This is a genomic window from Ruegeria sp. AL1, from assembly GCF_056540905.1.
The window spans coordinates 406889-421091 of record NZ_JBQFXP010000001.1; the positions used below are offsets into that span (position 1 = coordinate 406889).

Annotated in this window: 11 protein-coding genes, 2 tRNA genes and 1 pseudogene; 4 read left to right on the forward strand and 10 right to left on the reverse strand. The window is 56.7% G+C overall.

Annotation, left to right across the window (positions count from 1 at the left end):
- Positions 1-69: 69 nt before the first annotated feature.
- From ACRZ9X_RS02065 to ACRZ9X_RS02085, 5 genes are all read right to left on the reverse strand, one after another.
- The gene (locus ACRZ9X_RS02065; RefSeq protein WP_480515697.1) at positions 70-462 is read right to left on the reverse strand and encodes a rhodanese-like domain-containing protein; all 393 of its coding nucleotides are present in this window, start codon (positions 460-462) and stop codon (positions 70-72) included.
- Between the two features lie 75 nt (positions 463-537).
- Complete coding sequence (locus tag ACRZ9X_RS02070; RefSeq protein ID WP_480515698.1) at positions 538-1878, reverse strand: HlyD family type I secretion periplasmic adaptor subunit; 1341 nt, start codon at positions 1876-1878, stop codon at positions 538-540.
- A 3-nt stretch (positions 1879-1881) separates the two neighbouring features.
- On the reverse strand, positions 1882-4128 hold the full coding sequence (locus ACRZ9X_RS02075) for a type I secretion system permease/ATPase (protein ID WP_480515699.1): 2247 nt from the start codon (positions 4126-4128) through the stop codon (positions 1882-1884).
- Between the two features lie 39 nt (positions 4129-4167).
- Positions 4168-6102 carry a type I secretion protein gene (locus ACRZ9X_RS02080; RefSeq protein WP_480515700.1) on the reverse strand — a complete coding sequence of 645 codons (1935 nt, stop codon included), beginning with the start codon at positions 6100-6102 and terminating at the stop codon, positions 4168-4170.
- Positions 6103-6238: 136 nt separating this feature from the next.
- Complete coding sequence (locus ACRZ9X_RS02085) at positions 6239-8446, reverse strand: hypothetical protein (RefSeq protein ID WP_480515701.1); 2208 nt, start codon at positions 8444-8446, stop codon at positions 6239-6241.
- A gap of 613 nt (positions 8447-9059) precedes the next feature.
- Between ACRZ9X_RS02085 and ACRZ9X_RS02090 the strand changes: the two genes are divergently transcribed.
- Entirely contained in the window at positions 9060-9812 is a 753-nt protein-coding gene (locus ACRZ9X_RS02090; RefSeq protein ID WP_480515702.1) for a helix-turn-helix transcriptional regulator, read from the forward strand.
- Positions 9796-10302: a hypothetical protein gene (locus tag ACRZ9X_RS02095; RefSeq protein WP_480515703.1), complete on the forward strand. Its 507-nt coding sequence runs from the start codon at positions 9796-9798 to the stop codon at positions 10300-10302. The genes ACRZ9X_RS02090 and ACRZ9X_RS02095 overlap by 17 nt, the downstream gene beginning before the upstream one ends.
- A gap of 24 nt (positions 10303-10326) precedes the next feature.
- Here the strand turns inward: ACRZ9X_RS02095 and ACRZ9X_RS02100 are convergent.
- Together ACRZ9X_RS02100 and ACRZ9X_RS02105 are read right to left on the reverse strand one after the other, a co-directional pair.
- Positions 10327-10412, reverse strand: a tRNA-Leu gene (locus tag ACRZ9X_RS02100).
- A 99-nt stretch (positions 10413-10511) separates the two neighbouring features.
- Entirely contained in the window at positions 10512-11387 is an 876-nt protein-coding gene (locus ACRZ9X_RS02105) for a hypothetical protein (protein WP_480515704.1), read from the reverse strand.
- A 181-nt stretch (positions 11388-11568) separates the two neighbouring features.
- Between ACRZ9X_RS02105 and ACRZ9X_RS02110 the strand changes: the two genes are divergently transcribed.
- Positions 11569-11644 (forward strand) — tRNA-Thr (locus ACRZ9X_RS02110).
- Positions 11645-11919: 275 nt separating this feature from the next.
- Positions 11920-12216: a hypothetical protein gene (locus ACRZ9X_RS02115; RefSeq protein ID WP_480515705.1), complete on the forward strand. Its 297-nt coding sequence runs from the start codon at positions 11920-11922 to the stop codon at positions 12214-12216.
- A gap of 144 nt (positions 12217-12360) precedes the next feature.
- Here the strand turns inward: ACRZ9X_RS02115 and ACRZ9X_RS02120 are convergent.
- The 3 genes and pseudogenes from ACRZ9X_RS02120 to ACRZ9X_RS02130 all read right to left on the reverse strand — a co-directional run.
- Positions 12361-13161, reverse strand: a pseudogene (locus ACRZ9X_RS02120) (recombinase family protein); the annotation flags it as partial.
- On the reverse strand, positions 13158-13427 hold the full coding sequence (locus ACRZ9X_RS02125) for a hypothetical protein (protein ID WP_480515706.1): 270 nt from the start codon (positions 13425-13427) through the stop codon (positions 13158-13160). The gene ACRZ9X_RS02125 and the pseudogene ACRZ9X_RS02120, both read right to left, overlap by 4 nt.
- Positions 13428-13563: 136 nt before the next feature.
- Positions 13564-14202, reverse strand: a complete 639-nt coding sequence (locus ACRZ9X_RS02130) for a hypothetical protein (protein WP_480515707.1) — start codon at positions 14200-14202, stop codon at positions 13564-13566.
- Position 14203: the final 1 nt, after the last annotated feature.

Sequence of the window (14203 nt, forward strand, 5' to 3'; positions counted from 1 at the left end):
CTGTTAATGTTTGGCCTTCACATTACAGTAACAGAATGTGATGTGCTTTGACCTGTGTCAGTTCAGGGTTCACATTCCCGGATCAACCGGTTCAACGATTTCGCCGCCGCCATTTACCCAATCCGCGAAACCACCCAGATTGTAGACCTGCGGATATCCCATATCCACCAACAACTTACCGGCCAGTGCCGCGCGACCACCCGAAGCGCAGTGCAGGATGATGACGCGGTCCTTGCGCAGTTCGGGATCATAGGATTGCAGGTCCGGGTCGGCGCGAAATTCCAGCATGCCACGTGGAATGTGATGTGATCCAGCCGCGCGCCCGGCCCGGTCCAACTCGGGTGTATCGCGCACATCAAGCAGCAATGCGCCCTGCCCAATCAATTCGCGGGCGCGCGCCGCATCGAGACGCGGGACCACGGCATTGGCGGCTTCCATCATGGCCTTGACGGTCAACGGCATGTATTCATCTCCTGTCATGATCTGACAGAAATCTAACATGCGAAATTTGGAAGGTGTAGCCCCGTCGCCCGCGACCTAATGTTCGCGGAAGGCCCGGGACATGCTGTCCACCACCGGCTTGGCGATATAAGCGGCAAAGGTGCGCTCTTCGGTTTGAATCATGATCTCCGCGGGCATACCGGGCGTCGGCACAAAGCCCCGAACACGCTCCATCTCGTCTTGGGTCAAGGAAATCCGGGCCAGATAAACCTCTTGCGGAATACCCGCCGAATCCTCAAGCAATGCGTCAGCCGAGACATAGAACACCTGGCCCTCCAATACAGGGGTCGTGCGTTGGTTCAGCGCCACCAGCCTGACGGTCGCCATCTGCCCGGTGACCACGCTGTCGATATCGGTTCGCGGAATCTGCGCTTCGATGATCAGAGGCGCGTCTGCAGGAAGGATCTCGGCAATCGGCTCTCCGGTTTCGATCACGCCGCCGGGGGTGTGGTGATGCAGCCGCACCACCGTACCGGTCACCGGCGCACGAACAACGGCGCGATCCAGAACGCTGCGGGCCTGACGGGCCTTTTCGCGGACGCTTTCCAGATCGGCTTCGATCACGCCCAGCTCATCCAGCGCGGCCTCGCGATAGGCGGACCGGGTGCGCAGGATTTGTTCATCGTATTTCAGCAACATCTGGTTAACCTCGGCCGTTTCAGCCTGAAGCCGGGCCAGTTGCCCTTCCGCCTCGGCCTGAACCCGGCGGATCGTATTCAGGTCACCTTTACGCACCAGACCCTTGTCAAAAAGCGCCTCTTTGGTATCGAATTCTTCCTGCAGGATATCGGCGCGCCGCTCCATGCTGGCCAGCTGCGCCTCGAACCCCGAGGCGCGGATGCGCAGCGCTTCCATATTTCGCTCCAGCAAGGCGATATCGTTCATCAGCGTCTTGCGCGACACGTCAAAACTCAGCTTCTGACTGTCGAGAATGGTCATCACCTCGACATCGTCCGAGGCCTCGATCAAAGCAGATGAAAAGGACAGGCGTTCCTGTTCACTATGCTCGGCCAACAGACGTTCCGTCATAGCCTGAAGGCGGATTTTGCGGATAAACAGCTCGCGTTCATTGGCCTCGGCCGAGGTCTGGTCCAGCGTCATCAGAATTTCGCCGGCCTGAACCGATTGGCCTTCGTTGACCAGAATGTCCTCGATGATGCCACCTTCCAGATGCTGCACTATCTTGTTGCGACCGGTCGCGACAAAGCTGCCCTGCGCGATTACGGCAGCCGCCAGCGGAGCGCGGAAAGACCAGATGCCGAACCCGCCGAAGCAGACCAACAGCATGACCAGGCCAATAACGATCAGCCGATTGATCGAGCGCGGAACCTCGGAATACCACAGGGTCGGTTCCCGGGATTGGACCAGTTCATTCATCGCTTACCCCTCCTTGCCCTGCAGCTCGGGCTTTGGGCGCGGACCGTTGAGTTGTTGCAGCACCTGTTCGCGCTGACCAAACAGCGCAACCCGTCCATCGGTCAGCAGCATGATCTTGTCCACCACGTTCAGAAGGGTCGGTTTCTGGGTGATGACGACCACGGTGATCTTGCTTTCCCTCGCCTGTTCAATCGCGCGGGCCAGCGCCTTGTCTCCTGCCACGTCAAGATTCGAGTTCGGTTCGTCCAGAACCACCATCTTGGGGTTGCCAAAGAACGCCCGCGCCAGTGCGATACGTTGTTTTTGTCCACCGGACAGAGGCGTCCCATCCGCGGCGACGACGGTCTCGTACCCTTGCGGCAGGGTTGCGATCATATTGTGCACATCGGCCAGAACGGCGGCATCGTGGATTTGCTCGTCGGTGGCATCGTCGCGCATACGTCCGATATTGTCCTTGATCGTGCCGGGAAACAGCTGCACATCCTGCGGCAGATAGCCAATGCTTTCACCAAACTGGCGCGGATCCCAGTTGCGGATGTCCATCAGGTCCAACCGTACCGAGCCTGACGTCGGCAGGATCGACCCCACAAGCGTTTTACCCAGTGTTGTTTTGCCCGCACCGGAATTGCCGATAACGGCCAGCGTCTCACCCGGGTTCAGGGCAAAGGAAATCCCGTTCAGCACCACGCGTTTGGTCCCGCCGGGAACATAAAGCAGACGCTCCACATCCAGACGCCCTTCGGGTCGCGGCAGGCGCAGCTTCTCGAATTGCAGCGCCGAGTTGGATAACAGCGCCTTGATCCGGCCAAATGCGCCGCGTGTCAGCAGGAAAGTGTTCCAGCCCTCAATCGATCCTTCGATCGGGGCGAACGCACGCCCCGCGATGATCGATGCCGCGATAACCATGCCGCCTGTGATCTCGCCCTGCAGCGCGAGATAAGCGCCCCATCCCAGAATGCCGATCTGGGTCAGCAGGCGTATGGCCCGCGAGATCGCAGCGAAGATCACGTTACGATCCTGCGCGCGCACCTGCCAGGTCAGCGATTGCGCCGTGTCGCGGCCCCAGATGCGCACCGCCTCGGGGATCATGGCCAATGCGTTGATGATCTGGCTATTGCGCGACATCGAATCCAGATGCTGGTTGGCCATCGCCTGCGCATGATTGGCCTTGGCAAAGGGCTTGGCCGTCATTTTCTGGTTGACCAGTGCGATGATCATCAACAGCAGCGCAGTGACAACAACGATCATGCCAAGCTGCGGATGTACCAGAAAGATCATCAGGATGAACAAAGGTGCAAAGGGCACATCCAGAAAGGATATCAACGTCCCCGAGACCAAAAAGCCGCGCACCTGCTGCAAATCGCCCAGCGTCTGATACTCGCGCCCGTTCCCGTGCAGCGACGCATGGGCTGCCGCGCTCAGCACCGGAGCGCCAAGGCGGGCGGCAACTTCGACCGCTGTGCGCATCAGCATGAACCGGCGCACCGCATCAAAGGCGGATTGAAAGATCACGGCCCCCGCGACAATCGCCGTCAGCATGATCAGCGTGTCCAGTGACCGGCTGGTCAGCACGCGGTCGCTGATCTGGAACAGATAGATCGGGATCGCAAGAATGAGGATATTGGTGGCGCAGGTCAGCACCAGCACAAAGGTCAGATTGCGCCAGATCGCACGTAGTGACACGCGCAGGGTTTTCTGGAAATCCTCGGGCGGGGTCCGCTTGTGAAACGTCTGGGGTGGCCCTTTGCCATCGCCGCCACCGGAACCCGGGCGCATCAACGGCTGATTTGCCTTCGCCTCGATCGTGGTGCCCATGCGGTCTTTACCAACCGGCTCCGCTGAGGGGGTCATGCGCGCAGTCGATTGGTCAGTGGTCTCACGATCCGGAGGTGAGGTATCGGCCACCCCAGCATCACGGCCCGCTAATTCCTTGTCTTGCACGGGCTGCGATGTCGCGCGCTTGCGGGGAGAGCTAGCACGCTGTGGTTTCGTCGTCTTTGCCGACGCACCGGTTTTTTTAGGATGCGTCGGTTCGTCGGGCACAATTTCAGCAGCGGCTGTCGGGCAACGCTCGGGTTTCGACACGCACATCTCCTTGGTCAGCCGCAATCGGGGCGCCGCCCCGGGTTTGTCAGTCTTTACTTGAACATCCAACCGGTCTTTGGCCTTGTGGTTCAGTGTTGCCCCGCCCCCCTGACGGTCCAACGGACTGGCAAAACGGGTGCGACGAGACGAAAAAACAATCGACATGAAACAAACCTATCGGGTCACTCGTAACTTAAAGGGAAATCAGGCCAGCATGGTTTGCAGGCCGTCGGTATTTGCCATTTCACTTGGAGTCAGGTCCTGACCTTTCGGTCCAATTGCCTGTTCATTGCCCGGCATGTCAGCTTCTTGCATCAAAAGGGCAATCGCTTCGTTGGGCATTTCAGGATTGTCCGGCATATCTGGCGCATCAACCAGGCTGGCCTGATGCAGTAATAGATCAGAAAACGATCCGTCTGCTGCCATGACATTCGAGTCTATGCCCGCCTTGGTGATACTGGCCGCATTCAGCAACGCGTTGCTACCGGCAAACACTTCAGTCAGCGCGGCGTTCGGACCGGAAAGATGTACATCGTCCTGATCGGCCAGTTTCGTGACCTGGTCGACGATATTGGCCTGCAACAGATCGCCGTCGATCTTCAGCACCCGCATCTGCTCCATTCCGGCAAACATCGGATCGTTGAGCAGCGCATCTTCCAGCCCTCCGACATCCATGCCATCCAGCGCAATCGCGTCAGCCATCGAGTTGTCGAGCGTCCCGTGAGTGTCTTCGCCTTCGGTTTTGACCACAGCCTGATTCATCAGCAGGTTTTCGTCCCCACCCCCGACCGGCGTGGACATTCCACCAGTGACGATGTCATCGTCTTGCAACACCAGTGTCTGATGCAGCATATCCACCGAGATCATGTCGCCGCCGATCATGATCAGGTCGTAGTAAGTGCCCAACTGAACGATATTTGTCACATCGGTCAGTTGGTTATCGCCTAGGGCATACAATGTGGTTTCAGCCGAAATCTCGGCCTGGATGTGGTCGATATCCGTGGCGTCGATCTCTTGCTTGACGAAATTCGCCACCACCAGATCACCGGTAATCCAGTCTACGGTCATAGTCGTGGGTTGACCTGACCCACCATCCAGCCACGGCGCGCCTTTTTGCTCAACCGTGATCTCGGCCGACTGAACAACATCCGTGCCCGAGCCCGAAACACCCTGATCCCAATCAGACACCAACGCCACCTGGCTGATCAGCGTCAGATTGATGGCCTGGCCTCCAACAGCGATATAGGGCGCGTCGACCCATGCGATGGTCGCCGCCATTTCGTTGATCGCAAGATTTCCACCCGCGACCACCGTATGCCCTTCGCCGAACTCGTTGTCGGTCCGTTCATCCCATTCGGCGGGGTACGGGTCGGGCGCTTCGTCTTCGTCAACCTCTTCAGGCTGGTGGTAGGCAGGCAGCAGGTCCTGCCACTCGGGCGCTTCATCCACACGCTGGCCGTTGACGATAATGCCCATTGCGTCTTCGCCGTGGAATTGATGAACGGTGACACCATCCATTTCAACCGTATTGGGCGACAGCATCGCATCGGCCAGCGACTGAACATATTCGGCCGAAAGGTAGTCCGTGAGTGAAAATGACGGAACCGGCAACGCGTGCAGCGACAATGCGATTTGCGCCGCTGCCTCGGCCATCGCCATCAACTGGTCCGCGTCCCGGAAATCCCCCTCTCCGATCGTGTCATTGTCGCGCAGGAAAATGGACTGGAACGTATAGGTGATCGCTGATCCGATCAGGTCCGTGATGATCTGCGGCGGCAGGAAAATGACGTTGGGTATCGCTGCAGTCGGAATATCGGTATCCGGCAGCGGATCATTCAGTGGCGGCGGTGCCAGAACCACGATTTCAGGTGCGGGGCCCGGCCCACCCGGGGTCTGGGCTTCAAATCTGTTGTCGCTCGGCGCTTGGAATTTGTAAGGCAGTGGATCGTAACGACCCGGGTCCAGCTCAAGATCCGCTTTGACATTGATGCTGTACGGATCTTCAAGCTCTTCCAGCTCCAGCTTCCGCCGCAAGGCCGTGAACTCTTCGTACTGGTCCCTCAGCCGGGCTTGCTCAATCGTGAGATCAAAATTCCCAATAAAGTGTGCAATCTTTTCGGTAACACTGTCGAGCGACATGTCTTTGATCCTTTACTCCCTTGGCCGGCCTGAAATTTCCGGTTCAGGATGTGCTGGGCCGAGGCCACGGAATGCGGCCCCGGCGTTTTCAATCAGTACGGAGGGGGCGAAAATGCGCCCCGCCCCTTCACAGGTCTTAGACCTCGGTGTCGTCGCTGGCGTAGGAAGACGTCATCGAACCACCAACCATGGTCGTATCGACCGAGTTACCAAGCACGTTGGCACCCATGACGATCGACTGGTTAAAGGCCGCCGTGTCCACAACCGCCGCTGCCGACGCGTAGGATTCACCGTTGACGATACCGTCGCCACCGTTGTTCGAACCCCATGTACCGGCGTTGCCGCCTGCGCCGCCGTCACCCGAGTAGGCACCCGCCGAGCTTCCGCCCATCGTGTCGCCACCCATCGTGTCGCCAGCCATCACGTCGCTCATCGAGCCGCCGCTGGTGCCGCCGTTGGATGCGCTTGCACCACCATCGCCAGTGTTGCCGCTGGACGCTGTGCCGTCTGCTGCACCGGACGAAGACGAATTCGAGTCGTTGTCCGAGGCAGATGCGCCGCCGTAACCGGCAATCGCTTCGGCCAGGCTGTCTGCGGAACCATCTGTGTCGGTTTCCGAGAACACGTCCGACGCACCGCTGTCGCCACCGGCCGAGTCAGACGCCCCCGAACCCGCGCCGCTCGCGGTCGAGTCGGAATCAGCCGTGCCGGTACCACCTGCACCACCTGCGCCGTCCGCCGCCGAAGTGCCCGTGCCCGTACCGTCACCAGAGCCATTCGCAGCGTTCGAACCACCGTCACCGCCATCGGCGTCAGAGTCGCTTGCGTTTGCTGCAGAACCGTTCGAGTCGCCAGACATCTGATCAACATCCGGTCCCGACGCGCTTTGGTCACCTGTACCCTGGCCGTCTGCATCCGCAGCCGAGCTGCCGGAGTTGCCAGCACCACCGGTGCCTGCACCACCTGTCGAGGTGTTGTCGCCATCGGTTTCCGCATTGGCACCGCCATCGCTTTCACCAGGCGCTTCTTCCTCGCCACCTTCACCGGCCAGTTCACGCTGCAATTCAGCGATCGCTTCTTCGACCAGACGCGAGAATCCACCGCTTCCGTCGCCGCCGTCGCCAGACGCGTTGCTGTCGGATGTACCGGTTCCGGTACCGTCCGCAGTGTTGTCACCGGCGTCATTGTCATTGGCTTCGGTGTTATTGTCGGTGGTGTTGTCCGCCGAACCATCCGTGGTTGAATCAGCGTCTCCACCATCTGCACCCGATGCGTCTGCATCATTGTCGGTCGAGCCGTTGCCCTTGGCCTTGGCGGACGTGTCGTTGTCGCCACCGTCTGCATAGGCACCCGAGTCACTTTGCGAGTCGGCAACACCTTTACCCAAACCGTAGGATTCACTGCTGCCACCGTCGCCGGTCGCGCTGTCGGTCGAGTTGCTGCTGTCGGTCGCGTTATCCGAGGACGAGTCGCTGTCGCTGTCGCCGCCATCACCGCCGGTGCTGGATCCATCCGCAGCCGAATCCGAGTTCGAATCTACGTCGCTCGAGTTGTCAGCATTGCCGGATTTTCCGCCTTTGCCGCCCTGTGCGTCCGCATTTGCATCACCGGTATCACCGCTTGAACCATCGGCATCCGCGCCATAGGTCTTGCCGCCATCCGCGTCGCCGCCATAGCTGCTGCCACCCATTCCGGAAGCACCGCCTGCCGCGCCAGCAGAAATGCCTTCGGCCGCATGTGCGTTACCGCCATTTGCATCGCCGTTCTGCTGGAAATCGCCGTTATTGGCGACTGACGCTGAACCAAGGTGGTCATTGTCTTCCAGGCTCGCCACCTGATTGTTGATCGATGACATGTCGTTGCCCGGACCATCCAATGAGATGTCCAGATTCAGATCATCACCCGGATCATAGTTCAGGTCATCGCCCGCGGTGATCACATCGCCCACATCCGCGTCGGTAATGTCCACGTCGACCTTGTCATCATCACGCGGAATCCACTCGCCACCACCGAAGTCAATATTGACCGCGTTGCTGTTCGAGTTGTCATTGGTGTTGCTGTCGTCACCGCCGTTATTGTTCGACTGGCTTTGGGACTGGTCCTGATCCTGGCCCTGATCCTGGTCCTGACCTTGCTCCTGGCCCTGATCCTGAGCTTGTGAATCTGAGTTATTTGCTGAGTTTTCGACGTCCTGTTGCTGCTGTTGCTGCTGGTCCTGTTCAGTCAGGTCTGCATCAATTTCAGCTTCTGCCACATCAATGTCAGCTTCAATGTTTGAATCCAGCTGTTCGATGTTCACTTCATCAACGGTTGTGACATTGGTATTATTGGTATTGCGTCTCATAATTAATTTCCATTATTCAGGCGCCCCACCGCCATTCATCTACAAAGCGGTATTCAGCGCGGTTGAAACAGAAGAGACCGCAGATAGCGTCAGAAAAGACAGCTATGCGGAAGGGTATTAGATTGTGATCAGTCGCCACCTCCTTTCCCGGCCAAGCCGATTCCGTGGCCACTCGATTTCCGCAAAAATATGCAGGACATGGGCACGTCAGGATTTCGGAGCTTCGCAAATTGAAGCCCGACCATCGTTGCAGCAGCGGTACGATGTGCCTAGCTGGAAGAAAGGATAGTGTGATCTATATTGCTGTTTTTAAATAATATTTTCAGATAATCCTGAATTCCTGCAGTCAAAATCCACCCTGAACCAGTTGGAAACAATAACCAGGAAATAAATGCATTTATTTCATTATGTTATGGTGAGGTTGTCGATTATTGACCTAACCAAAAGTTCTAAATCAGTGGGGATTTCTCGGTCATTCTATTGCTGGAATTTGCACTTTCCGCTATAATCCGAACGTAATTAAATTATTCAATTCACGAGTTCACGCCGTCAAAATCGAACCATTTAACACCTTAATTTGACGGTTTTACATTTTTGGGAGGGGGCGACGTCAATGAGTATTTCATTGAATGGTAATACCCGTGACGACTATACTACCACTGAAGAGCTATCTATCAATTTCATCGGGAAAGAGCTGTTTTATTCCAACCAGACCCTGAGAAGCGTGCAGACAGAGTTTGGCGTCACTGCATTTCGCCATGACAGTCTGGAGGCGCTTGTCGCACAGTCCGGTCAGGGTGCGCGCGTTGTGGTGGTGGATCAGTTGCTGACTGACGATCTGCTGGCGCGTCCGGAAGAATACAGTCAGGCTGCCAGCGCCGGGTGCCTCGCCTTCGCGTTTCGGAAAGAAAGCGCGGCCCGGTACATGTTCGACAGTTGGAACCGGGCGCAGTTTGGCGACATTGGCTATCTGCCGATGAACGTCACCCCGGATGTATGGCGCTCGATCTTGCGCCTGCTGATGCATGAAGAGCTGTTTTTGCCTTGCTTTCTTGCTCCATCTTTTTCTGCCAGGATCGAAACGCCCGAGGTCCAGCGCACTGTCCCACCTGACAAAACGCGGAGGTCGGCTGAAAAGCTGCCGCTCTATTCCACTTTGACGCGCCGCGAAAAGCAGGTTCTGCGGCTGGTTTCACAAGGGAAAAGCAACAAGGTCATCGCCTCGAAACTGGGCATTACAGAACATACGGTCAAGCTGCACATGCACAATGTGTCAGGCAAGCTGGGCGTCAGCAACCGCACGGCCGCCGCCCATTTCTATTTCGAGGTTGCACCCGGAGAGGCGCGCGGTGTCCACATTGAGTGAGCCTTTCGAAGCCCGGTTTGACCGGCTGATCCTTTTGGTCGGTCGGCTGAACTACATCTGGACCAACACCGAAAGTTTGTTGATACACCTGATTGCGGGTCTGACCGGCGCAAAGAAAGATGTGGCCGTGATCATCTTTCTGACACTGAACACGACCCGCGCCCGGATTGATCTGGTTGAACGTCTGGCAAAAATGGAAGGGCGCCCCGCCGAGGTGCGAGATCCGATTCTGGAGCATACGCAGCGTCTCGCGCGGCTCTCGTCAGTGCGCAACAAGTTCAACCACTGCATCTATTCCTTTGATCAGGAAAGCGGGAATCCCAAGACGATCCTGATGCGTATCGCGGACCGGAAGACAGATATCAAACTGGGGCGCGAGGACACAGTCGACGACCAAGCGATGCAGGATATCGAGGATGTCGTGGCCCAGCTCTCGACCCTCAACCGAGATATCTGGCGGTTGGTCAAAGACTTGGGGTATCCCGTCTGATCTTTTCGTCTGCCTGAGATAAAGTGGTGCGGGCGGTGGGACTCGAACCCACACGGCACTAGGGCCTTCGGATTTTAAGTCCGATATGTCTACCATTCCATCACGCCCGCGCGTCGAGAAAGGTGGGAAATACCACCTTCCTCGAGACATGGGGAACACTTACAACCTGCTCATCCGATTGAAAAGACACTCATTCATGCAACCCGAATTTATGGGCTGATGAAATTAATCTCGGGCATCGATTGCAAACGTGCGAGGTCCTGTTCATATAGCTCAGTGAACGAGGCGAGGATGTCTTCATTCCACCCCTCTAACTCCACATCCTCTTCAATGGCTTCTGGCAGGGCGTGTTGCCGAAATATGTCTGCCAATTCGGTTCTTCGTGTGGGGTTTTCCCGATCAAGTCCCTGCCCCTGCAACGCTTGTATTCTCTGCTTGCCTGCGTCCGAAACCAGCGAGGATAAAAAGATCAGATCCCTGTTAAGCGGCGTATTCGACGGCAACCCGGCAATCGCGCACATGATTTCACCCCAGATCAGTGGCGAATCCTCGTTGCGCCACAGCGTGATTTTCACGTCTGGCGCCAGATCGCGGATATCCTCGATCATCGTCAACCAACTGAGGCAACTCAGATCCGTCGTATTCAGGGTGTTTTGCCGCTCATCCAACGGCAGAAGCATCAGAGCTTTGGGAATGAAACTGCCCGGATTGCGCAATCCAACAAATAACTCGACCGGGTTGTCGCTGAACACGTGACTGAGATACCCCAAACGCCGACCGGCCTGCGCGTAGAACTGACCATCCTGAATGACCGAGTCGTTTTCACCAATGAACTCTGCGCTGGCCAAAACGGTCCGCTCGATCCGGCGGTCTGCGGGCAGCAGGTTTTGGAATCCACGAAACGTGTCCTCTGCTGTGGTCAGAGAATCGCACTGCCTGAGCGGCGCGCGAAACACGCGTTTGAAAGCCTTCACGCCAAAAACAGCCCGGTTGGCCTCGGCCATCACCTTGGCGTTGGACTGCATCAGCTTGAGAATTCGGCCCCCATCGGTAAACATCGCGCCTGCGTGAATGGCCACCTGCATCCGGCGAAAGTCCTTGTTCCGTCACCTCTTACATTTCCGGTTACAGGCAGCGCCGGCATCAGTCAAATTCCATTCGGTTCAGGATGACTGATTGCCAGCACACATGAAATTTCTCTGAGCTCACAATGAACACAAATTCGGGCTTGCAGTCCGAGGATTGACCGATTAATCGACACCTAGTGCCCCTATAGCTCAGCTGGTAGAGCAACTGATTTGTAATCAGTAGGTCCGCGGTTCGAGTCCGTGTGGGGGCACCAAAACAGACTTGAGGGTCTGTAATCCCCCTTAACGCTTTGAATGGTAACGCTTTTTCCGGGGTTCTAGCACCCTGATTCCGGCAGTATTTGATGCGGGTTTTGAAGGCCAGTTTCAGTATCAATCTGCGTATATGAACCTGCATGTTCCCCGGTGTTTCCCAGAGTTTCCAAGGGTTTGTGAGGAAGGTGATTGCCGGTTCTAGCTGCTCTTCGAAATTGCCTTTGGGCTCAGCTTGTTTGGCTAGTTTTTCGGACAAACGGGCCTTATTACGTTCGTGCTGTTCGATTTTCTCCTCGTATTTCCGGATCACGGTTCTGTTGTTAGAGGCCATGATCAGGTCGAGGAGTTTCTCGATTTCCTTATCCACGCTGGCGATCTGGCGTTTGCTTGCGCGCAGGATTTCTGCCACTTGGTCACGCCGCGCGTCCCAGATACAGCGGAACATATCGGTCAGCAGTTGAACGGATGTTGGATCAGGTTGCAGCGTTCTGATGATGTCGCCGACATCACCCTCAAGCTGATCGCGCTTTATCGACTTCCCATAATGATCACAGGTCTTTGTTTGGCATAGGTAGTAAGCGTAGTGCCCGCCATTGCCTTTTGTGATGGATGAACGCAGCGGTACATCACAACCTGCACAACAGACGGTCCCACGCAGCGCAAACTTGTCGCCGATGTTTGCGCGCTTTGGGGCTTTCGCTTTGCCAGCACGACGATCTTGCACCTTTTGATAGACTTCCAGTGAGACAAGCGCCTCATGCTGCGCCTTGAGCCAGTGGATGCCATATCTCTCGGAGCAGATATGTCCGGTGTAAACAGGCTGCGTTAGAATGTCGGTCACACGCTGCTGCGCGAGTCGCCCTTTCTTGAGATGCGGGAAGCCCGGCGTCCGTTCGAGGAATCGCTTTACCTCTGCCTGGGTTTGAAAACGGCCAGAGGCGTAGCTCTCGAAAGCCTCACGTATGACTTCATCCCACGGCGCATCTGGCACCAGCATTTTACCACCGTTTTTGGCACGCTGGTACTTGTACCCCACAGGGCTGCGATGAACGTAGTATCCATTCTGCATCCGCGCCCTCATCTTCTGGCGAGTCTGACGCGCATTCTGCTGACGCTCAAGCTGACCTGTCGCAGCAATCATAATTTCGTGGAACTCACCTTCGGGCGTGTCCATGAAGTTGAAGTTCAAACATTCGCGGATCGCACCACGCGAATCCATCTCCCGCTTTAGCTTGAGATGGAACTCCACATCGCGGGCATAACGTTTGAGGTCATCAAAGATCACCACAAAGCGCTCGTCGGGATGGGCATCAAGAAACGCCAGCAGCGCCACCATTCCGGATCGTTTCAAGAAGTCGCCACCGCCGCTTACGATGTCAGGAAAAACTGTGACCACGTCATAGTCTTTGGCTTCGGCATATTGACGGCACCGTGTCTCTTGGGACGACAGACCATCTCCATCCCTGGACTGTTTGATATTGCTGATCCGACAGTAGATGATAGCGCGTTGTGTCATACACCCTCCTTGTCGTTGTCCTTTGAGTTTAACACAGCGGCACGAAGGACGGCGGTGAGATCGAGACTTTGTCCACTGGTTTCTTCACCAGAATCGAGATCCCAGCCAAGATCGACAAAGGCCATGGCGATGTTCCATAAGGTTTCAATCAGTTCGACCTTCTCGGCCTCGGTGGCGTCGCTGACTTCGAGATAAGGTAGCCAGTCTTCGAGGTTCAGACGGATGCTGGGGCGTTTGGATGTGGGCGGGTCGGTAGTGTCTTTCATAGGCGTCCTTTCGTTGTGCGTTGCTCCTCCATAGATAGAACAAAAGAGGAACACACTATAGGCAAGAGCAGACTAGAGCAAGGAATAAATTCCTATTTTTCATCAGGTTGAGTTCTCGTACGCATAAGTGATGCAACTACCGCGAATGCCCCTTGTCACGCGATTGGCCCTGATCCTGCTGGCTCTGGCGATGCTCCTTGAAGGCCGCGCGATCCAGATCGTGGGCCTCGTGATGGGCGCGGCGCGCGAGCTCTGAGAGCCCCAGCATGTCCTTCGGGCGGAAGCTCTGTGTGTCCTGCAATTTTCCATCCCGATCCTTGTAGGTGCGCGAGACAGTGACTGAATGATACGCGCCGTTCTCTCCATCGTTGCGCCAAATAGCAGCTTTCAGAGGGCCTTCGCGCAGGGTTTCTTCAGGACGGCGTGCTTGGGTGTCGTCTGACATGGTGGTGTCTCCTATCTGAGGTTGAGGTGAATACGATTGCGTGTGCCGCTGGCGTTCGGCTTCCCAGCGCGTATCGAAGTCTGCGGCGTCGACTTCAGCGGCCATATCGGGTGAAGGACGCGGCGCGGGATGGGGCCGATCCTTCTCTACCATCGTCTTTTCGGCCAAGTGGGTGACCAGCTGCGCGAAGGCGTGGTCCAGATTGTCATTTGCCTCACTTTTCTGCGCGAACTCGCGCGCGATCCGCACCTCCTGCAGGCGCCTGGCAAAATCGCTGACGGGTAGATCAGGGACGCTGTCCGCATATGTGATGGGCTGTCGCTTGGTCATG

Bases quoted from the DNA above. Each gene is read 5' to 3' on its own strand.
- ACRZ9X_RS02105 (WP_480515704.1), bottom strand. From the start codon at position 11,387: ATGCAGGTGGCCATTCACGCAGGCGCGATGTTTACCGATGGGGGCCGA.
- ACRZ9X_RS02065 (WP_480515697.1), bottom strand. From the start codon at position 462: ATGCCGTTGACCGTCAAGGCCATGATGGAAGCCGCCAATGCCGTGGTC.
- ACRZ9X_RS02070 (WP_480515698.1), bottom strand. From the start codon at position 1,878: ATGAATGAACTGGTCCAATCCCGGGAACCGACCCTGTGGTATTCCGAG.
- ACRZ9X_RS02130 (WP_480515707.1), bottom strand. From the start codon at position 14,202: ATGACCAAGCGACAGCCCATCACATATGCGGACAGCGTCCCTGATCTA.
- ACRZ9X_RS02075 (WP_480515699.1), bottom strand. From the start codon at position 4,128: ATGTCGATTGTTTTTTCGTCTCGTCGCACCCGTTTTGCCAGTCCGTTG.
- ACRZ9X_RS02090 (WP_480515702.1), top strand. From the start codon at position 9,060: ATGAGTATTTCATTGAATGGTAATACCCGTGACGACTATACTACCACT.
- ACRZ9X_RS02085 (WP_480515701.1), bottom strand. From the start codon at position 8,446: ATGAGACGCAATACCAATAATACCAATGTCACAACCGTTGATGAAGTG.
- ACRZ9X_RS02080 (WP_480515700.1), bottom strand. From the start codon at position 6,102: ATGTCGCTCGACAGTGTTACCGAAAAGATTGCACACTTTATTGGGAAT.
- ACRZ9X_RS02125 (WP_480515706.1), bottom strand. From the start codon at position 13,427: ATGAAAGACACTACCGACCCGCCCACATCCAAACGCCCCAGCATCCGT.